This window comes from Rhodococcus sp. G-MC3 (genome assembly GCF_030063335.1).
GTDB lineage: Bacteria > Actinomycetota > Actinomycetes > Mycobacteriales > Mycobacteriaceae > Rhodococcoides.
In genome coordinates, this window is the sequence record NZ_JASISW010000006.1 from 186608 (window position 1) to 206909 (window position 20302).

The 20302-nt window shown below is 63.2% G+C and carries 18 protein-coding genes; 6 read left to right on the forward strand and 12 right to left on the reverse strand.

The window, feature by feature from the left end; translation table 11 throughout:
• Window positions 1–22 precede the first annotated feature (22 nt).
• Genes ispF through QMK17_RS08680 form a run of 3 tightly spaced genes read right to left on the reverse strand, consistent with a single transcriptional unit; the run spans window position 23 to window position 1659 of the window.
• On the reverse strand, window positions 23–487 hold the full coding sequence (ispF, locus tag QMK17_RS08670; protein WP_283508290.1) for a 2-C-methyl-D-erythritol 2,4-cyclodiphosphate synthase: 465 nt from the start codon (window positions 485–487) through the stop codon (window positions 23–25).
• Window positions 484–1170 (reverse strand): 2-C-methyl-D-erythritol 4-phosphate cytidylyltransferase, encoded by a 687-nt coding sequence (gene ispD / locus QMK17_RS08675; protein WP_283508291.1) that lies wholly within the window; start codon window positions 1168–1170, stop codon window positions 484–486. The genes ispF and ispD overlap by 4 nt, the downstream gene beginning before the upstream one ends.
• Window positions 1171–1659, reverse strand: coding sequence for a CarD family transcriptional regulator (locus QMK17_RS08680; protein ID WP_283508293.1), 489 nt, complete (start codon window positions 1657–1659; stop codon window positions 1171–1173).
• Window positions 1660–2000: 341 nt separating this feature from the next.
• Here QMK17_RS08680 and QMK17_RS08685 point away from each other — a divergent pair, with 341 nt between their 5' ends.
• From QMK17_RS08685 to disA, 3 genes are all read left to right on the forward strand, one after another.
• Window positions 2001–2666, forward strand: a complete 666-nt coding sequence (locus tag QMK17_RS08685) for a hypothetical protein (protein WP_283508294.1) — start codon at window positions 2001–2003, stop codon at window positions 2664–2666.
• Between the two features lie 34 nt (window positions 2667–2700).
• Window positions 2701–4110: a DNA repair protein RadA gene (gene radA / locus QMK17_RS08690; RefSeq protein WP_283508296.1), complete on the forward strand. Its 1410-nt coding sequence runs from the start codon at window positions 2701–2703 to the stop codon at window positions 4108–4110.
• A gap of 83 nt (window positions 4111–4193) precedes the next feature.
• Window positions 4194–5288: a DNA integrity scanning diadenylate cyclase DisA gene (gene disA / locus QMK17_RS08695; RefSeq protein WP_283508298.1), complete on the forward strand. Its 1095-nt coding sequence runs from the start codon at window positions 4194–4196 to the stop codon at window positions 5286–5288.
• Between the two features lie 23 nt (window positions 5289–5311).
• Here disA and QMK17_RS08700 read toward each other — a convergent pair whose 3' ends face one another.
• Together QMK17_RS08700 and QMK17_RS08705 are read right to left on the reverse strand one after the other, a co-directional pair.
• A complete protein-coding gene (locus tag QMK17_RS08700; RefSeq protein ID WP_283508299.1) occupies window positions 5312–6049 on the reverse strand; it encodes a hypothetical protein in 738 nt (245 codons plus the stop codon).
• 77 nt (window positions 6050–6126) lie between these two features.
• Window positions 6127–6750, reverse strand: coding sequence for a carbonic anhydrase (locus tag QMK17_RS08705; protein ID WP_283508300.1), 624 nt, complete (start codon window positions 6748–6750; stop codon window positions 6127–6129).
• A 111-nt stretch (window positions 6751–6861) separates the two neighbouring features.
• On the opposite strand from QMK17_RS08705, the gene QMK17_RS08710 reads away from it, so the two are divergent.
• Window positions 6862–7764 carry an A/G-specific adenine glycosylase gene (locus QMK17_RS08710; RefSeq protein ID WP_283508302.1) on the forward strand — a complete coding sequence of 301 codons (903 nt, stop codon included), beginning with the start codon at window positions 6862–6864 and terminating at the stop codon, window positions 7762–7764.
• A 92-nt stretch (window positions 7765–7856) separates the two neighbouring features.
• On the opposite strand, the gene QMK17_RS08715 is transcribed toward QMK17_RS08710, so the two are convergent.
• Both QMK17_RS08715 and QMK17_RS08720 read right to left on the reverse strand, forming a co-directional pair.
• The gene (locus tag QMK17_RS08715; protein WP_283508304.1) at window positions 7857–8672 is read right to left on the reverse strand and encodes an alpha/beta fold hydrolase; all 816 of its coding nucleotides are present in this window, start codon (window positions 8670–8672) and stop codon (window positions 7857–7859) included.
• On the reverse strand, window positions 8669–9406 hold the full coding sequence (locus QMK17_RS08720) for an alpha/beta fold hydrolase (RefSeq protein ID WP_283508305.1): 738 nt from the start codon (window positions 9404–9406) through the stop codon (window positions 8669–8671). The genes QMK17_RS08715 and QMK17_RS08720 overlap by 4 nt, the downstream gene beginning before the upstream one ends.
• A gap of 36 nt (window positions 9407–9442) precedes the next feature.
• Between QMK17_RS08720 and mhuD the strand changes: the two genes are divergently transcribed.
• A complete protein-coding gene (mhuD, locus tag QMK17_RS08725) occupies window positions 9443–9751 on the forward strand; it encodes a mycobilin-forming heme oxygenase MhuD (RefSeq protein ID WP_283508306.1) in 309 nt (102 codons plus the stop codon).
• Here the strand turns inward: mhuD and QMK17_RS08730 are convergent.
• The 4 genes from QMK17_RS08730 to QMK17_RS08745 form a co-directional block, all read right to left on the reverse strand.
• A complete protein-coding gene (locus QMK17_RS08730; RefSeq protein ID WP_283508307.1) occupies window positions 9704–11152 on the reverse strand; it encodes a diguanylate cyclase domain-containing protein in 1449 nt (482 codons plus the stop codon). The two genes, mhuD and QMK17_RS08730, sit on opposite strands and share 48 nt — an antisense overlap.
• Before the next feature lie 81 nt (window positions 11153–11233).
• Window positions 11234–13564: a putative bifunctional diguanylate cyclase/phosphodiesterase gene (locus QMK17_RS08735; protein WP_283508308.1), complete on the reverse strand. Its 2331-nt coding sequence runs from the start codon at window positions 13562–13564 to the stop codon at window positions 11234–11236.
• Window positions 13565–13834: 270 nt separating this feature from the next.
• On the reverse strand, window positions 13835–14272 hold the full coding sequence (locus tag QMK17_RS08740) for an OsmC family peroxiredoxin (RefSeq protein WP_283508310.1): 438 nt from the start codon (window positions 14270–14272) through the stop codon (window positions 13835–13837).
• A gap of 57 nt (window positions 14273–14329) precedes the next feature.
• The gene (locus QMK17_RS08745; RefSeq protein WP_283508311.1) at window positions 14330–15922 is read right to left on the reverse strand and encodes an MFS transporter; all 1593 of its coding nucleotides are present in this window, start codon (window positions 15920–15922) and stop codon (window positions 14330–14332) included.
• Between the two features lie 314 nt (window positions 15923–16236).
• On the opposite strand from QMK17_RS08745, the gene QMK17_RS08750 reads away from it, so the two are divergent.
• Window positions 16237–17421 (forward strand): lipase family protein, encoded by a 1185-nt coding sequence (locus QMK17_RS08750; protein WP_283508312.1) that lies wholly within the window; start codon window positions 16237–16239, stop codon window positions 17419–17421.
• Window positions 17422–17576: 155 nt separating this feature from the next.
• Here the strand turns inward: QMK17_RS08750 and QMK17_RS08755 are convergent, their stop codons facing one another.
• On the reverse strand, window positions 17577–20114 hold the full coding sequence (locus tag QMK17_RS08755; RefSeq protein WP_283508314.1) for an ATP-dependent Clp protease ATP-binding subunit: 2538 nt from the start codon (window positions 20112–20114) through the stop codon (window positions 17577–17579).
• Between the last annotated feature and the right edge of the window lie 188 nt (window positions 20115–20302).

Here is a 20302-nt window from a genome sequence, read left to right on the forward strand (position 1 = left end):
ACAAGCCATGTTACCGGGGCTTTTACTCCGTCACGACAAGTGCTGTCGCAACAGCGGCGATTCCTTCGCCTCGGCCCGTCAATCCCAATCCGTCCGTGGTGGTCGCGGACACCGAAACCGGGGCGCCGAGCACCGCCGACAACACCTTTTGCGCCTCGATCCGCCTCGGCCCGATCTTGGGCCTGTTGCCGATGACCTGGACAGCGGCGTTGCCGACCCCGAAACCGTTCTCGGTCAGCAACCTGCGTACTTCGGTCAGCATCGCGCTACCGCTGACGCCGTCCCACTCGGGACGACCCGTCCCAAAGACCGAGCCGAGGTCGCCCAGTCCTGCCGCCGAGAGCAGTGCGTCACACAGGGCATGCGCGGCGACGTCTCCGTCGGAGTGCCCCTCCAGGCCGTCCGCATCCTCGAACAGCAGCCCTGCCAGCCAGCACGGCCTGCCTACTTGGATCGGGTGAACGTCTGTTCCGATACCCACCCTCACGACAGCTCCTGACCACTCGAGATTGCCTCCGCAAGAAGAAGGTCGTACGGAGTGGTGATCTTGAAGGCGAGTGTGTCGCCGACGATGGTATGTACCGTCTCGCCGAGTCGCTCGACCAAACCGGCGTCGTCGGTAGCTATGTCCGACGCAGCGGCGTACGCCCGTCTCAGCAGGTCGGCCCGAAAGCCCTGGGGTGTCTGAACGGCCCGCAGCGAACTTCGGTCGGGCGTGCCTACGACGGCTCCCATGATGTCGACGGCTTTGATGGTGTCGGTCACCGAGAGGGCAGGCACGACGGCACCGCGCCCCGCTCGAACCTCGGCAACCACACGAGCTATCAGAGAGGGAGGGGTCAGAGCACGCGCAGCATCGTGCACCAGCACAATCGAGGCGTCACCGGCAGCAGCCAACCCGAGCCGAACAGACTCCGTGCGCTCGGAAGCACCCTGCACCACAACGATCTCGGGATCCAACAGATCCCGTGTGTGCGCGACCAGATCCGGAGGCACCATGACAACAATTCGGTCGACAGCACCTGACGATGTCAGTCCGTCGACCGAACGTTGCAGGAGGGTTGTACCCCCCACTTTCACGAATGCCTTCGGTTCGCCGCGCAGAAGCCTGAGGCCTTGTCCCGCCGCCGGAACGAGCGCGACGACGGGGCCTGCGTTGGAACCGGTCACTTATGAAGCTGCAGCAAGAACTTCGTCGAGAATGATGTCGGCCTTGGCCTCGTCCGTTCCTTCGGCGAGAGCGAGCTCTCCGACGAGAATCTGACGGGCCTTGGCGAGCATGCGCTTCTCGCCTGCCGAGAGGCCACGATCCTGCTCACGACGCCACAGGTCACGAACGACCTCGGCGACCTTGTTGACATCACCGGAAGCGAGCTTCTCGAGATTTGCCTTGTAGCGACGCGACCAGTTGGTCGGCTCCTCGGTGTGCGGTGCGCGAAGCACCTGAAAAACCTTGTCCAGACCCTCTTGCCCGACTACGTCACGAACTCCGACGTACTCGGCGTTGTCTGCAGGAACTCGAACGGTAAGGTCGCCTTGAGCGACTTTGAGAACCAGGTACTCTCTCGCTTCGCCCTTGATGGTGCGGGTTTCTATCGCTTCGATCAGCGCCGCTCCGTGATGGGGGTAAACGACGGTTTCTCCGACCTTGAAAATCATGTGTCCCATGCCCCTTTCGATTTACCCAGAATACCACGCGCTCAGATCAACGGCGCAGGTCAGGGGCATAACGCCGTCTCTGCAGGGGTTGACACGGGCCGGGGAACGTGTATCCGCCACCCGTGGAGGCAGGTGGAAAACGTCTGTGGACGCTGTGGCGCACACGACACGAAACGCCGGTCAACACGCCGATAAGGGCACAATCGAGTGCACCGTTTCGAGCCCCCGCGATCCATCAGCGGGCCCTCACTACTACTCTGCCTAGTGGACCAGACGGATCTGCTCGCCGAGGCAGAGGATTCCGCCCTGTCCACTCACCGGCCACAACTGGAGGACGACCCGTGACTGCGATCATTGCTGCGACTGCGAACCGAAAGACCCGCCGACTGGCATCCGCTGTCGCCATCGCCGCGGGCAGCGTACTCGTGCTGAGCGCATGCAGCGCAGGACAGATCTCTCAGACCGCCGCTCAGGTTGCGGCCGTCAATGGAAACTTCGCCGACGCCGGCGACATCTCACTGCGCAACGTCCACGTTGTCTATCCCCAGTCCGAGGAATACTCGATCGAGCCGGGAGGCAAGGTCGAACTCGGCTTCCTCGCGGTGAACAACAGCCCGGACACCGCCGACACCCTCACCCGCATCTCGACGACGGCAGCGTCCTCGATCGCCGTCGGCGACGAGGCGGGCGGTACCGAGATCGCCCCTCTGACGGCACTCGGCGCAGGCGCCCCCATCGACAACCAGGTCGACGATCCAGGCATCCCATTGCAGTTCATCCTCGTCGAACTCAACGGCATCGGCGAAGAGGTCCGTCCCGGCCTGACGGTTCCGATCACCTTCACTTTCGAGAAGGCCGGCGACGTCGAGGTCAACGTTCCCGTCGATGCGGGCCACGTTCTTCCCCGCGATGTTTCCGACAAGTCCCCCATCGAAGCCGAGGCCCACGGCGAGGAGCAGAGCGTCGTCGAAACTCAGGTCGAAGAAGGCGCGGAAGGCAACAACTGACGTTTCTGTCGGTACCTGCAGCTAGCTTCATCGAGTGGCCAAAACGAAGTCGAACTACCGCTGTTCGGCGTGCATGCACACTGTGGCCAAATGGGTGGGTCGCTGTCCCGAATGCAGTAGCTGGGGATCGATGGACGAAGTCCACATTCTCGCGCCCGTGGCCAATCGAGCGGGCGCGTCCGGGCTCGGTGCGGGCAACACGAGGTCGGCGACGTCGGCGATGGTTCCAACATCTCCTGCCACCGCTATCACACAGGTAAGTAGCTCCACCTCTCGAGCGAACTCCACGGGAATTCCCGAGTTCGACCGGGTCCTCGGCGGAGGACTCGTGCCCGGGTCCGTGGTCCTTCTCGCGGGTGAACCCGGCGTCGGCAAATCGACGCTACTTCTCGAGGTGGTACATCAGTGGGCACGTACCGGTGAGGATCGCCGCGCGCTCTACATCACCGGTGAGGAATCGGCCGGGCAGGTTCGGCTCCGCGCAGACCGTACCGGCGCCGTGCACGAGCGGGTGTACCTCGCAGCCGAGTCGGACCTGGCAACGGTCTTCGGTCACGTCGAGCACGTGAAGCCGAGCCTGCTGATCGTCGACTCCGTACAGACCATGCTCGCCGCCGACGTCGACGGCGTCATCGGCGGAGTCACCCAGGTAAGGGCGATTACCAGCGCACTCACCTCGTTGGCGAAAACGACAGGTGTCGCCGTGTTGCTCATCGGCCACGTCACCAAGGACGGCGCCGTCGCCGGGCCCCGTTCGCTCGAACACCTCGTGGACGTCGTCCTGCACTTCGAGGGCGACAAACACACCACGTTGCGAATGATCCGCGGCATCAAGAACCGCTTCGGTTCATCCGACGAGGTCGGCTGTTTCGAACTGCGCGAGACCGGCATCCACGGCATCTCCGATCCGTCCGGACTGTTCCTGCACCACCGCACCGACCCTGTACCCGGGACAGCGGTCACGGTCACCATGGACGGCAAGAGGCCATTGCTGGCCGAAGTGCAGGCACTTGTCGTCGACACGCAGATGCCGACTCCGCGCCGTGCCGTCAGCGGCCTCGACTCGGCACGCGTGGCGATGATTCTTGCCGTGTTGGAACGTCGGTGTGGCGTCAAGATCGCCAAGAACGAGGTGTACGCCTCGACTGTGGGCGGAATGAAAACCACCGAGCCCGCAGTGGATCTGGCGCTCGCCGCCGCCCTCGCATCGGCCGTCGACGATCGGCCCCTACCTGCCGGCGTCGTCATTCTCGGCGAGGTGGGTCTCGCCGGAGAGGTACGGCGAGTCGCCGGTCTAGGGCGGCGTCTGGCTGAGGCTGCACGACTCGGATTCAGCTACGCGGTGACTCCGGAGCACGACGACACCATTCCTGCGGGCATGACGGTCAAGACGGTCTCCAATTTGTCCGAAGCACTCAGTTACGTACGTACGCGCGCCAAGTGACGTCGCTCCAGTAACCTCTACCTGGCGAGCGCCAAGTGATCGCGCACAGAACCGCCAGCTTCGGAAAGAACAAGGGGACGAACATGGATGACGCCCGTGGCGATGCCACGTCCCCCGCACTTCGCGAAACCATCGCGCGTCTCGCACCGGGAACTGCTTTGCGTGACGGTCTCGAGCGCATTCTCCGCGGCCGAACCGGTGGCCTCATCGTTCTCGGGTACGACGACGAGGTCGAGGCCATCAGTGACGGCGGATTCGAATTGGACGTCGAGTTCGCTCCGACACGCCTGCGTGAACTGTCGAAGATGGACGGCGCCATAGTCCTCTCCACCGACGGAAATCGGATTGTCCGCTCCAACGTGCAACTCGTTCCCGATCACAAGATCCCGACCGTCGAATCCGGCACCCGTCACCGAGCCGCCGAGCGAACCGCGATGCAGACCGGCTATCCGGTGGTATCGGTCAGTCAATCCATGAGCATCGTCAGCGTCTACGTTGCAGGCATCAGACACGTCGTCGAAGGATCGGCAACCATTCAGTCGCGCGCCAACCAGGCCATCGCGACACTCGAACGCTACAAAGCCCGCCTCGACGACAACACCCGCCAACTATCCGTCGTCGAGATCGAGGATTTCGTGACGCTGCGCGATGCGCTCACCGTCGCCCAGCGGCTGGAGATGGTGCGCCGGGTGTCGGTGGAAATCGAGCAGAACGTCCTCGAACTCGGTACCGATGGAAGGCAACTCGCACTGCAGCTAGAGGAATTGCTGGGTGACAACGACGTCGATCGTCAACTCGTCGTGCGCGACTACCTCGCAGGCACCGAACCTGCGGGAACAGCTGCCGTCGAGAAGGCCCTCGGCGCGCTCGACAAGCTCACCGACGTCGATCTGCTTGATCTCACGACCCTCGCTCGGGCATTCGGCTACCCCGCCACCATCGAGGCGCTCGACACCCCGATGAGTCCCAGAGGCTACCGCGTCCTCACCCGTGTTCCCCGGCTGCAATTCAGCCAGATCCACCGACTGGTGGGCTCGTTCGGAACATTGCAGGGCCTACTCGCCGCTACCGCCGCCGATCTGCAGTCGGTCGAAGGTATCGGCGGGCTCTGGGCGCGGCACATCCGAGAAGGGCTCTCGCGGCTCGCTGAATCGTCCATTGCCGGCCCGTTCGACTAGCCCTGCGGCCCTGAAGCGGGGAACTAGCTGGTCATGTTGAAGGGCTCCGGCGCGCTACGAAGTTCACCGAGCTGAGCGATCACCTTGTACGAACCGGCACCAACGGGGACACGCGCGTCTGCACAGCCGGGAACCGAGTTGGTCCCGGACCACTTCACCGTGAAGCCGGCCTGCTCGCCGGGCTTGAAGGTGCGCAGATCGGACTGAGCGTCAGGGAAGCAGTCCGTGTTGGACCAGATGCGCTGGTCGTCGAGGGTGTAGACCAGAGCCTGCTGGAGGCCTGCACCGACGTCGCGCTGGCATTCTGACGAGCTGATGTTGGTGATCACGACGGTGAAGCCTGGCTCTTCACCGACACGATAAGTCGCCTTGTCCGGCGTGGCTTTTACCGCAAGGCTCTGATCCGCGCACTGGTTCGCCGCGACGGGGGAACCGGATGCGGGCGCGCCGCTCGTCGCCGCACTGGAACTTGTGCTGCTGCCCGTGGTGCCACCCGAAGAACCACCGGATCCACCGGATCCACCCGATCCGCCTTCCGACGCACCCGCACTCTGAGACTGCGAGGACGAACTGGGTGCCGCTGTCGTAGTCGGCACCGCCGATACGACACCAGCCGGCTCGGCCTGCTGGTCGTCGTTTCCGCCACCGAGCGAGCTGATGAACCACACGATCAAACCGAGCACGACCACGGCCGCACCGATGGCGAGTGCGCGACGACGCCAGTAGATTTCGGGAGGCAAAGGCCCGCTTGGTTCCAACACAGAACAACCGTAATGGCCAGCAGCGAGCTATCTCCCCAAGCGCATGCGGCGTGTCGCGACCTTGATCGAACCTCGGCTCAGGGAAGTTCGCCGATGTCGCCGATGACCTCGCGCAACCGGGCATTTCCCTCGGCAAGCGCGTAGGTCAAGCCGACGATCGCGACCTCACCCGCCTCGACCTTGTCGGCGATGATCCGCGAGCGCTGCATGAGCAGATCGCCGGTCTCCTGTACGTGGCGTGCCTCGAACTCGTCGACGGCCGAATAGCCGTCTCGGCGCGCGGACAGAACCGAAGGGGTCACTCGCTCGACGACGTCGCGGATATAGCCGCCGGGGAGGTCGCCGGTATCCAGTGCATCGATCGTGGCCTTGACGGCCCCACACTTGTCGTGACCCAGAACGACGATCAGCGGCACACCTAGAACGGCAACGCCGTACTCGATCGAGCCCAACACTGCGGAGTCGATGGTGTGCCCGGCCGTTCGGACCACGAACATGTCGCCGAGCCCCTGGTCGAAAATGATCTCGGCGGCGACTCGGGAGTCCGCGCAACCGAACAGAACCGCGATCGGATGCTGACCTTCGGTGAGGCGTTCACGATCGGCGATTCCCTGGCTGGGGTGCTGGGATTCGCCGGCGACGAAGCGCTGGTTACCCTCTTTGAGAGACTTCCACGCCGATAAGGGATTCGTTGCAGGCATGACGTCATTGTGCCGCAGGTATGCGCTCCGCGTGCTACAGGCATATGAGTTCTGTGCCCGGCCCCTCGGCTACCAGCGATTCGGGTTCTTGGGAAAGGCTGAAACAGACACGTGCCGATCGACACAGTACGACTGCTCGGATGGTTCGACTCCGAGGAGCGTGATCTGCCGTGGCGACGTCCGGGCGTCACGGGGTGGCAGATTCTGATGAGCGAGATCATGCTCCAACAGACGCCGGTATCGCGCGTCGCCCCGATCTGGGAACAATGGGTGGAGCGTTGGCCGGTGCCGTCGAAGATGGCCGCGTCTTCGCAAGCCGAGGTGCTGCGTGCATGGGGCAAACTCGGCTATCCGCGAAGAGCACTGCGGTTGCACATGTGCGCAGGCGTTCTTGCTGCCGAGCACGGCGACGTGGTTCCGCAGGATGTGGACACACTGCTCGGGCTGCCCGGCATCGGCGCCTACACCGCTCGCGCCGTTGCATGCTTCGCCTATGGGCAACGGGTTCCTGTCGTCGACACCAATGTGCGACGAGTCGTCGCGAGGGCCGTGCACGGCGCGGCGGAACCAGGTAATCCTTCGACCACCCGAGATCTTGCCGACGTCGAGGCGCTGCTCCCCCGAACCACCGCGCGAGCTGCCCGCTACTCGGCCGCCCTGATGGAACTCGGCGCGTTGATCTGCACCGCGAAAAATCCGGCGTGCCTGTTGTGCCCGCTCCCGGAGTGCTCGTGGATCGAAGCGGGTCGCCCCGCGTACACCGGTCCGGCCAAGAAGGTCCAGAAGTTCGCCGGGACCGACCGTCAGGTGCGCGGAAAGTTGATGTCGGTGTTGCGCGAGAGCGAGGGGCCCGTCGAGCGCGCCACGCTCGACGTCGTCTGGCTGAGCGATCCGGGCCAGCGCGACCGTGCACTCCACTCGTTGCTGCTCGACGGACTGGTCGAGCAGACCGAATCAGGACTTTTCGCGCTCGCCGGGGAGGGTGACGCGGCTTCGCCGCCCGTGCGTGTTTGATGACAGTCCTGTGTACCTAAACGCGCACGGGCAGGTCAGCGCACGGTGAGCGGTAAACGACAGTCCCGTGTACCTAAACGCGCACGGGCAGGTCAGCGCAGAAAGTCGACGAGCAGTTCATTGATCATTTCAGGACGTTCGAGGTAGCCGAAGTGCCCGGTGTCGGCGACCTCCTCGTACCGCGCGCCCGGAATTGCCTGCGCTACTTCACGACTCAGATGAACTGGAATCAGGCGGTCGTCGGCGAATCCGATGACCATCGACTTGGCCGTGATCTTGCGATACGCCGTCAGCCTCTCCGAACCGGCGCGCATCTCGAGTCCGATCTGTGCGCGTCGGCCTGCGGAACGCTGCCCAGCCGAGAACTCGAGGATTGCCAACCAATCACCGATGGCTTGCTCGTTCCGCAGCGTTGCGGGTGAGAAATTGTTCATCGCGGTCATCGCTGCCCGGTACGAAGCCGGCAGCGTGATGTCGGCGTCGTACAGATCGCGTTCCGCCCGCGACCATGCCTTCTGCATCGTCGACGAACGCCCATAGGTCGCCATCATGACCGCGTGCGACACCAGATCAGGGCGCGCAAGCGCCAACTCCTGAGTCACTCTCGAACCCATCGACGTACCGACCACTCGCGCACGCATCCCGCCGAGGTGCTCGATGAGCGCTGCCGTGTCCGCAACGAGGTCGTCGAGAGTCATTCCGTCGGCGCACTCCGAGGACGGCGCGATTCCGCGGTTGTCGAACGTCACGACCTGATATCCGGCTTTCACCAGAGCGGGCACCTGATGGGCCTGCCAGACCCTGCCCTGACTCCCGGTCCCCATCACCATGACGACGTGAGGTCCGGTTCCCTTGACGTCGAAGTTGATTTCGATTCCGTTGATCTTCGCCAGCGACATTCGCGTCATCGTAGTGGTGTGAGGAACTCCGACACCGCTGCCCGATACCGCTCCGGCTGCTCGTCGTGCACCAGATGCGCGGCGCCGGAGACTCGCACGTAGGTCGACTTGGGGTTTCGCGCACGCATCTCGGCCATCTGCCCTTCAGGTGTGATCCCGAACTCACCCTCGATCAGCAGACTCGGCACCTGGACGCGTTCCCACTCGTCCCAGAAGTGCCGGGTGCCCCACTCCGACGAAATTGCCTCGAATGTGGACACATCGCCGTGCAGGTGAAAACCGTCGTCACGGCGTACGAACGAATCCAGAAAGTACCGTCCCGCCACTTCACCGAAGAAAGCCAGCACCGCGTCCTCGGTGACGAACGGCTGCGGCCAACCCCTGATCATCTCTGCCCAGCCGTCGGCGGTTCGGCCACGAAAATCCGGTGCGATGTCCTCCACCACGAGCGCGCCGACGAGATCCGGTCGCGCTGCCGCGAGGCACCATCCGTGCAGCGACCCCATCGAATGCCCGACGACGGTTGCCCGGCCGATTTTCTCGGCGTGGATCGCCAGATCCTCGACGAAGGCCTCGGTGGTGAGGGACGCGGGGGTTGGACGTCCATGCCCCGGAGCGTCATAGGTGTACACATGCCCGAACGCGCGCAGCCACGGCACCTGTCGCCGCCACGTCCGACCACTGCCCATCAAGCCGTGCAGCAGAAGGATCGGCTTCCCGTCTCCACCCTCATCGTGCAGCATCACAGCGATCGTAGCCGCGCGAGTATCGTGCTCGGCATGGCTGTTGTGAAGATCAATGCAATCGAGGTACCCAAGGATGCCGGCCCCGAGCTGGAGAAGCGCTTCGCCGCACGGGCGGGCTCCGTCGAGAACTCTCCCGGATTCTTGGGGTTTCAGCTGCTGCGTCCGGTGAAAGGCGAGGATCGCTACTTCGTCGTCACTCAGTGGGAGACCGAGGAGGCGTTCCAGAACTGGTCCGCAGGCCCGGCGAAGGCAGCCCACTCGGGCGAGCGGGCCAAACCTGTGTCGTCCGGTGCGTCACTCCTCGAATTCGAAGTCGTTCTCGACGTCGCTGCGAACCGCTGATCTTGCGAACTCATCGCCGAACACTGCAAAACCCGAGTTTCCCGACCGCTTCGCCCGATACATGGCGGAGTCCGCGGATCTGAACAATTCGTCGGGGTCGGCCCTGAAGTGGTTGTCCACGGCGACGCCGATGCTCGCTGCCACCGTGACCTCGTATCCGTCGATGTCGAAGGACACCGACAGTGCGCGCAGTATCCGGGCCGCAAGCGCAGGCGCGTTCGACCCGCGGTGCAGTACGACGAATTCGTCGCCGCCGAACCGGGAGACCGTGTCTTGCGGTTCGGCGGCGCCCGCCAGCGCGTCGGCCACCAGCTGAAGCGTTCGGTCGCCGGCGGCGTGACCGAGGGTATCGTTGATCATCTTGAAGTTGTCGAGGTCGATCACCAGAACCGCTATGGGATAAGGGTTTCCCTGGTGTCGGATGCTCTCGATTCGCTGACGGATCAGCACCCGATTGGGGAGTCCGGTCAGTGGATCGTGCAGGGAACGACGGCGCAGTTCGTTTTCGAGATCGTGCCTGCGGATCGCCGCGGAGACCACCCCGGCCACCGTCTGCAGAAAAGCCAACTCGGCGTCCTGGAAGTGTTTCGGTTCGGATCCGTACACCGCAAGCACTCCCCAGGGCTCACCGAACCCTTCGATCACCACCGCTGCCCCGCTGCGCACTCCTCGTGCCGACATGAACTCGGTCGGGAACCGAGTTTCGTAAATGCTATCGGTACAGACCACCGCTTCCCCACTTCGGAGAACCAAGGCCGCGTGCGACGGACGTTCGATCGGGAGCGGGCGAGGCGGCGTGTCAGGGCCGCTGTAGGACACCGCAATCAATTCCGATCTGTCCGGAAATCTCGGTTCCAGGATGACGGCGCACTTCATGCCGACCATCTCCACCGCCGTGTCCGTCGCCTGAGCCAGCACCTCGGATGGACTCGCAGTGAGCGCAATTCGACTCAGATCGGCGACCGCTCGCTGCTCTCGGGCATGCGCTGAAGCGGCTTCGGCCGCTCGGCGCCAACGCCGCTCGTGTTCGAACCGGACGCGAAGATCTCGGCACACCATAGCTATCACCGGAATCAGCGCATGCCGGCCCGTCACTTCATACGCCGACACCCACACAGGCACCGAATCCCCGGTTCGAAGATGAGTCAATCCGGTGTCACCCGACCAGGATTCGCCCGATTCGAGAACCTTCCGCACCGGCCCATGCGCGTCGTCGACATACCCGAAGACATAGTCGGCGAATTTCGCCACCTCCAGCGAGTCGTACGCCCCGATCAGTTCGCTGCACGCGGCGTTGACATACGAGACATGGCCGTCCGATCCCCGCAAACACATGGCGTCGGGGGATCTGTCGGCCGTCGCCTCGAACTCCGCGACCCAGCTCTCGACATCCGGATCCACTGTCCTGCACTCCACTCACCCCGAGCCCATTCTGCAGGTCATCGCCGAGGGGCAATCGAACTCGCCCGACGGCAGGTGAAACTAGTTCTGCCGACTCACCGACCCAACCACTTCGGCGGCATCACGTCCGTCCCATTGCCGGTTGGTGGGGGCCTTCGGCGACATTCGTTCTTCGATGCGATCGAGAATCAGCCCGAGTTCTTCGAAGGGAACCGGCCGACCGATATGAAACCCCTGTGCCCCGTCGCAGCCGAGCGCACGGAGTTCAACGAGTGTCTCCTCATCCTCGACACCCTCTGCTACGGAGCACATTCCGAGGTTGCGTGCGAGATCGATGGTCGAGCGAACTATGGATGCGTTCGTCGGCTGACTATTCATGGCGGTGACAAAGGATTTATCGATCTTGAGCGTCTGAACCGGTAGAGATCGCAGGTAAGCCAGCGAGCTGTATCCGGTTCCGTAATCGTCGATGGCCACCGACACACCTAAATCGCGCAGTTCGACAAGAGAATCGACGGATCGACGCGGGTCGGTCATCGCTGTGGTCTCGGTGACCTCGAATTCGATTGCCGTAGCCGGGACATCGTGGCGCTGAAGTGCAAGCGCGACGTTCTCCGCCAGCATCGGGTCCAGAAGATTGCGAACCGACAGGTTGACCGACATCCGGAAATTCGGACGCGTACGCCGCATCTCACTGCAGCAGGCCAGTGCGTCTTCTAGCACGTATGCGGTGATCGCGGGCAACATACCCGTGCGCTCGGCGTCGGGCAGGAACGACCACGGTGAGATGAGGCCTTCCCGCGGGTGTTGCCAGCGCAGCAGTGCCTCCGAACCGGAGACGGTGCCCGACTTCAGATCCAGAGCCGGCTGGAAGTACACCCGGAGCTGCCGTTCACGTAACGCGGTTTCCATCTCTCCGAGCAGTCGCATCTGCTCGTGCTGGTCCCGGTCCATCGACGGCGTGTACATCCTGGTGCGCGCGTGCCCGTGTTTTGCGGTGGTGAGAGCTACATGTGCGTGCTGCAGCAGCGCGTCGGGGCTCACACTGTCCAACTTCGACGAGGCAACGACGCCCACGGTCGCATCGAGCGCAACGTTGATGTCTCGCACGAACATCGGCTGGCAGACTGCACTTCGAAAATGGTCGGCGCACTCGGTCGGCGACACGATCATCCGACTGGCGGCCATCGACACCACGAACTGGTCACCGCCGAGCAGACCCACCACCGAATCACTCGTCGCAGCGGCAACGAGTCGCTGGCCGATCTCGCGCAGGACCTGATCGCCGACCGCGTAGCCGAACGTTTCGTTGATCTGGGCAAAACGATCGATGTCCACGACCAGGACCACGACGCCGTCCGCGCCTGCGGTGGCTATCGAACGGTCGAGCAGCACTCCCAGCTGGCGCCGATTGGCGAGTCCAGTGACGGAGTCGGAGGTCGCGGACACGGTCAGCGCCTCGGACTGTGCACGAAGCTCGGACAGGAAGCACGCCATCCTTGCGGCAACGAGGACCACGACCAGGACCGAAGTCGCGAAAACGACCCAACCCCACTCGTCGACGGGTTCGCCCCGCCAGAGCTGGATGGCCATGACAACCGGGGACATCAGACTCGCTGCACTGGATCCGAAAAGTCTCGTTCGGTCCACATGACGCTGTGGGATCGGCGGACTCTCGGGCGTCGTCCAGAGCTTCCGCGCCGGATACAGCGACGCGGCTGTCAGCAGGACGTACCCGACCAGCCACCCTGCACTGACCAATGGGGCGTCGCGATAGTCCACACCGCCGATGACAATGTAGGACACCCACCCGGACGCCGCGAACGCTACGAAGGCGACGGTCGACAGTGCGAAGGGCAACGTCCGCGCACGTTTCGACAGCAGCAGAACAAACATCAGCGCCAGCAGAAGGCCGTCGGCGACGGTGTAGGCCACCGCGGGCCAGAAGCGCGCGAACACGCTGAAGTCCAGAAGCGCGTCGACCCGGCCTCCGATGACGAAGATCCACACCGTCACTCCGAGGCCTGCAGCGACGATCAGGCTTTCGAGGACGTCCTCGACCTGGAAGACACGACCGTTCTCGTCTCGGATCGCGAGAACGCCTGCTATGAACGCCGCATGACCCATCACATACACCGCGTCTGCGGCAGACACCATGGGAACGACGCGACCGGTCGCTGTGTAACCGACACCGATCGCGTCGCCGACGATCCACAACAGGAGGCCAGCGGTGAAGAACAGCCATGACCGTCGAGTCGCGGCCGTACTGTGCTGACCACCGACCGCGAACACCAACACGGACGTCACGGTGACCACGCCGTACACGACTATTCGAGGGAGTCCCTCGGGGAGGACGAAAAACAACACGATCGCGGACGAACCGAGCGTAAGGAACGTCGACCAGCTCTTCACTCGAGTCAGTCCCTTCCTGGTCCCCCAACCAACGTCTGTCGTCCGATAACGTCCAGAAACCACCGTTCGAACAGCATTCGCCGCCGAAAACCCACCGGATTGGTGTCAGCTCACAGGATTGCAGACTTCGCGACCAATCTGTTACCTATGTACCCCTCCCGAGCCTGTTGAAGTTGGATAAATCACACCACGTGTTCAAGAATGCTGCGAAAACATCGACGGGCCCCCGAGCATCGACACACGACCGACCCGACGCCGCCACTGTTCTTGTCAGGACTCGAGCGCTGCGTCCAACGTGATCTCGACGCCGGTCAGTACCTTGCTAACCGGACACGTTTCCTTGGCGTTCTGTGCGGCCTTGGCGAACCCTTCGGCATCCAGGCCGTCGACCTCACCGCGAACCGTGATCTTGATCCCGGTGAGCTTGAACCCGGGGTTGTCCGGTCCGAGCGAGACCTCCGCTGTGACTTCGAGGCTCTGCGGTGTGCCGCCCGCCTCGGCGATGACCGCCGACAACTGCATCGCGTAGCACGACGAGTGAGCCGCGGCGATGAGTTCCTCGGGGCTGGTGGTGCCGTCAGCGTTCTCCGCGGCGCGTTTGGGGAACGACACCTCGAAAGTCGCAGCACCCGAACTCGTGAGCTCGACCTGACCGGATCCTTTTTCCAGAGTTCCGTTCCAGGCCGTGCGCGAGGTACGTGTAGGCATGGTGAAGTGCTCCTGTCGTTTCGGGCCGAGCCGTTCGCCGAGGCCGTCCAGACCAGGCTAACCGGATCCGAAGCCGGACGCCTCGGATCTCACGGAGTCGATCGAATTGTATTGCGCCAGCATCTTTTTCTCTTCCTCATGCCGTGGAAATGCGAAAAACACGAGTACTGCACCGAGGAGCACCACGACGATCGCCGCCGCATAGGAGTGCTGGTCACCGTCGAGGAACGCCAGTTTCGCGGCGGTGATGATCTGCTCGCCGTACTGCGGATATCGTTCGGCAAGATCCGCCGCCGAGGAAAACGATTTGGTCAGAACCGACTGGGTGTCGGAGCTGATGTTGCCTGACTGCGGCGAGTTCGCGATCTGAGCCGTGAGCGAGGCCGCATACCCCGCTGTCAGTAGTGCGCCCAGCATGGATTGCATGATCGCGCCTCCGAGATCACGCTGCAGATCAGCCGTACCCGACGCCATCCCGGCTCGATCGACGGGCACCGACCCCGTCAGCGACCGGGACGCAGGTGTGCCCGCGAAGCCCACCCCTACGCCTAGCAATACGTAGCTCACCGCCACCACCCAGTACGCCACATCCTCTTTCCACGTCAACCACGCCAGTACCAGACCTGCAACGATGAACACGTAACCCACCAGCAGCGTCAATCTCGACCCTCGGGTTTCGACGAGTTTCGCCGACTGCGGAGCGACGAGCACCATCGCAACGGCAGCGGGAAGCGTCGAGGCGCCTGCGGCAAGTGTCGAATAGCCCAGAACGTTCTGCAAGAACTGCTGGCCCACGAAGATGACGCCCATCAGCGAACCGAATACGATGATGCCGGCGAGGCCTGCCACCCAGAAGGTTCGGCGTCGCGCGATGCGGAGGTCGTACAGTGGAAACGCTGCGCGAGACTGCCTCACGACGAACACCGCGCCCGCTGCGAGAGCAATCACCCCCAGTCCGATCGCAAGAGAACCCATTCCGTCGACCGGCGCGAAATTGATGCTCAGCACCAACGCAGCAATGAACACCACCGACACTATTCCGCCGAAATTGTCGACGGGATCGGTGGTCTCGTTGACGTGCGCGGGCACCAGCAGTGCCGCGAGGGCCAGCGCAAGGACCGCGAGCGGCAGCGTGACGATGAAGACCGAACCCCAGTGGAACTTCTCGAGCAAAGCACCGGACAGCAGCGGACCCAGCGCCGACAGCGCACCACCGAGCGCTGACCACAGTGCAATTGCCTTCGTGCGTGCCGGACCCGACCACAATGCGGTGATCAACGCCAGCGTCGTCGGGTACGCCAGTCCTGCCGACAATCCACCGAGCACCCGTGCGCCGAAAAGCACCTCGAAGTTGGGCGCGAAGCCTGCGATCAGACACGCTGGAATCGACAGCCCCATACCGAGCACCAGCAATAGCTTGCGGCCGTAGCGGTCGCCGATGGCCCCCAGGTACAACACCGATGTGGCAAGACCGAGCGAATATGCGACCGCGATGAGGTTGAGCTGCGTTTGGCTGGCGTCGAAGTCTCGCCCGATCTCGGGGAGCGCCACGTTCGCGACCGCGAGGTTCAAGTTGGCGACGGCGGCAACGAGGATGAGGACGAACAGCACTAGACCTGGGCGAGCGGGCGCCTTTTCCACGGTAGTCACAGACGTCAGTCAAGCGCACCCGGACGGGCGACGCCTCACCTTCGGCGTGCGAAGTGTCTGCTCCACGGGTGCCGGCTCGCCATTTTCTCGGCATGAATGGACCATGGCAACGGTTAGACGGCTTGGATGCGCCATTCATGCCATCGCCGGGGTCGCCGGACCGCCAGCAAACGCAGGCGAAACGGGGCGATTTCATGTATTGAAACCGCCGTTCGACCTATCTGAATGTTATTAGACCGCAACGATATCGATCGGTACCGAACATCAAGCGAACGCACTGCGCGGTAGCTGCTACCGAGCTAGCCTCCTGCACTGTGAAAGCCTTTCGATTCACTGCGCTGTGCGCGCTGACACTGACCGCCCTCGTCGCCGCGCCCGCCCATGCCGATCCACTCTCCGACTTCTACAACTCCCCCGTCACCGACGCCGCAGCTGCACACGAAGGCCAGGTCCTGCGGTCACTGCGCGTCGGCCCACCGCTGGGCGACGGACTCGGTGTGAACATCGAGCGAATTCTGTATCGGTCCAACGACACTCACGGCGACCCGACAGTAGTGTCCGGCTACACGATGACGCCGATCGCCCCCTGGCCGGGTCTGGGCCCACGACCGGTAGTCGCGTACGCACCGGGTACTTCCGGGATGGCAGACAAGTGTGCAGGCTCCGCGGTACTCGGCACGATCGGCTCGTCCCCTGCGGTTCTTCCACTTCTGCTGGCCGGCTATTCGGTTGCTGCGACCGATTACCAGGGATTGGGCACACCCGGCGGGCACACCTACCTCAACCGTCTCGATGCCGGGCATGCACTTCTCGATGTCGCCCGCGCAGGCGTCGGAGACACCGGAGCACCCGTCGTGATGTTCGGTTACTCCGAAGGTGGGCACGCGGCGGGCGCCGCAGCCGAGCTCGCCAGCTCGTATGCACCGGAACTCGGTATCAAAGGTTCGTACGTGGGAGCACCGCCTGCCGACCCATCGCTGAACCTCGCCAACCTCGACAACACCCCCTTATCGGCTGCGCTGCTCTTCTCCCTGGGAGGCTTGCTCAACGCGTACCCCGAACACGCCGCAGAGATTCGATCCCAGCTGAACGCAGAAGGTCAAGGTGCGCTCGATGAGTCACAGGGATGGTGCTCGACGGATCGGGCGGCCACCCAGACCTTCGACTCGCGGGATCTGACGGTCGACGGGCGGACGCTTGGTGAGCACCTAGCCGAAGCACCGTCCGCGTCGCTGGTGCAGGAGAACACCGTCGGATACGGGGTACCGAGCGCTCCGGTACTGCTGTCACAGTCGGTGGCCGACGACACTGTGCCCATCGCGCAGAGCCGGACCCTACGGGATCGCTGGACAGCAGCAGGGTTCACGGATCTGACGTACATCGAGTACTCGTTCCCCGCCATCCCCTTAGCCGGGGCAAACCATGCGCCGGGTGGGTTGGCAGCGTACGCCGATGTGATGCCGTGGATCGCGGGTTTGCTCGCCGCTCCCCCCTCCTGAATTTACTCGGGTTCCGGGACATGAATGTGACATTCAAGCCGTCTAACCATTGCCGTGGTCCATTCATGCGGAAATGGGGTGAGCGATAACAGGCATACAGCAAAGCGGGCCACACCAAGAAAATGGTGTGACCCGCTTTGCTGAACTACTACTGACTACTCGCCGTCGTCGCCCGAGGTCTTGGCCAGATCGACCGGCACCTCGTCCGGAACGATGATGGTCTTCTTCTCGCCACGAAACGTGAACTTGGCGTCCTCGCCCGAACCTTCGCCGTCCCAGTTCTCGACGTCGACCAACACGATCTGTCCGGCTTCGATCTCTCCGAAGAGGATCTTCTCCGACAGGGCGTCTTCGATCTCGCGCTGGATGGTGCGACGCAACGGCCGCGCACCCAGTACCGGATCGAATCCACGCTTGGCCAACAGCGACTTGGCCTTCGGGGTGACCTCGATGCCCATGTCCTTGTTCTTGAGCGCACCTTCGACACGGTTGAGCATGAGATCGACCATCTGGATGATCTCGTCGCGGGTGAGCTGGTGGAACACGACGATGTCGTCGATACGGTTGAGGAACTCGGGGCGGAAGTGCTTCTTCAGCTCGTCGTTGACCTTGAGCTTCATCCGCTCGTAGTTCGATCCGGTGCCTTCACCCGAGGAGAAGCCGAGACCGACTGCCTTCGAGATGTCCGCGGTGCCGAGGTTCGAGGTGAAGATCAGCACGGTGTTCTTGAAGTCGACGGTGCGTCCCTGGCCATCGGTGAGACGACCATCTTCCAAGACCTGGAGGAGCGTGTTGTAGATCTCCGAGTGGGCCTTCTCGATCTCGTCGAACAGCACGACGGAGAACGGCTTGCGACGGACCTTCTCGGTGAGCTGGCCGCCCTCTTCGTAACCGACGTATCCCGGAGGAGCACCGAACAGGCGCGACGCCGTGAAGCGGTCGTGGAACTCGCCCATGTCGATTTGGATGAGCGCATCGTCTTCGCCGAACAGGAAGTTCGCCAGAGCCTTCGACAGCTCGGTCTTACCCACACCGGACGGGCCGGCGAAGATGAACGAACCGGACGGACGCTTCGGGTCCTTGAGACCTGCACGCGTACGACGGATCGCCTTGGAGACGGCCCTGACTGCCTCCACCTGGCCGATGATCCGCTTGTGCAGTTCGTCTTCCATGCGGAGCAGACGGGTGGTCTCCTCCTCGGTGAGCTTGAAGACGGGGATGCCGGTCCAGTTGCCCAGTACCTCGGCGATCTCGTTGTCGTCGACCTCGGCCACGACGTCGAGGTCACCCGAACGCCACTGCTTCTCACGCTCGGCGCGCTGCTGAACCAGTTGCTTTTCCTTGTCGCGCAGGTTCGCGGCTTTCTCGAAGTCCTGCGCGTCAATCGCAGATTCCTTCTCGCGACGAGCATCGGCGATCTTGTCGTCGAACTCGCGCAGGTCTGGCGGTGCAGTCATCCGGCGGATACGCATCCGCGCGCCAGCCTCGTCGATGAGGTCGATCGCCTTGTCCGGCAGGAACCGGTCGTTGATGTAGCGGTCGGCCAGAGTCGCAGCCGCGACGAGTGCGCCGTCGGTGATCGAGACGCGGTGGTGAGCCTCGTAGCGATCGCGCAGACCCTTGAGGATCTCGATGGTGTGCTCGACGGTCGGCTCGCCGACCTGGACCGGCTGGAAACGACGTTCGAGGGCCGCGTCCTTCTCGATGTACTTGCGATACTCGTCGAGGGTGGTGGCACCGATGGTCTGCAACTCACCGCGAGCGAGCTTGGGCTTGAGGATCGAGGCCGCGTCGATAGCGCCCTCGGCCGCGCCCGCACCCACGAGGGTGTGCAGCTCATCGATGAACAGGATGATGTCGCCGCGAGTGTTGATCTCCTTGAGAACCTTCTTCAGGCGCTCTTCGAAGTCACCGCGGTAACGGCTACCGGCTACCAACGAACCGAGATCGAGGGTGTAGAGCTGCTTGTCCTTGAGGGTCTCGGGGACCTCGCCGTTGACGATGGCCTGTGCGAGACCTTCCACCACAGCGGTCTTACCGACGCCGGGCTCACCGATGAGAACAGGGTTGTTCTTCGTGCGGCGCGAGAGGACCTGCATGACGCGCTCGATTTCCTTCGCGCGGCCGATGACCGGGTCGAGTTTGCCTTCGAGGGCGGCCTGGGTCAGGTTTCGTCCGAACTGGTCGAGGACGAGCGAGGTCGACGGTGTGCCTGCCTCGCCGCGTCCGGTTCCGGACTCCGATGGCTCTTTGCCCTGGTAACCGGACAGCAACTGGATGACCTGCTGACGCACCCGGTTGAGATCAGCACCGAGCTTGACCAGAACCTGAGCCGCGACGCCTTCGCCTTCGCGGATCAGACCCAGCAGAATGTGCTCGGTTCCGATGTAGTTGTGGCCGAGCTGCAGCGCTTCACGCAGACTGAGCTCGAGGACTTTCTTGGCGCGCGGGGTGAACGGGATATGACCGGACGGAGCCTGCTGGCCCTGACCGATGATCTCCTCGACCTGGCTGCGGACTCCTTCAAGGGAGATACCAAGCGACTCCAGAGACTTGGCTGCAACGCCCTCACCCTCGTGGATGAGGCCGAGCAGAATGTGCTCCGTGCCGATGTAGTTGTGGTTGAGCATCCGGGCTTCTTCTTGAGCCAGGACGACAACACGCCGCGCGCGATCGGTGAACCTCTCGAACATCGCTCTCCCTCACTTCTTGGTGGGTGGTAGCACTTCCCACCAGGTCTTCTAGCACCACAGGATCTAGTAACACGGGGTCGCTCGGCATAGAAGATGTCTCACGCCGACGTTGATGCGTCTACGCCTCCAGCTTCACTGTAGTTGGCTGGTGGTTCACGTGCCGACCCTCGGTCCCTCGATTCGACGGC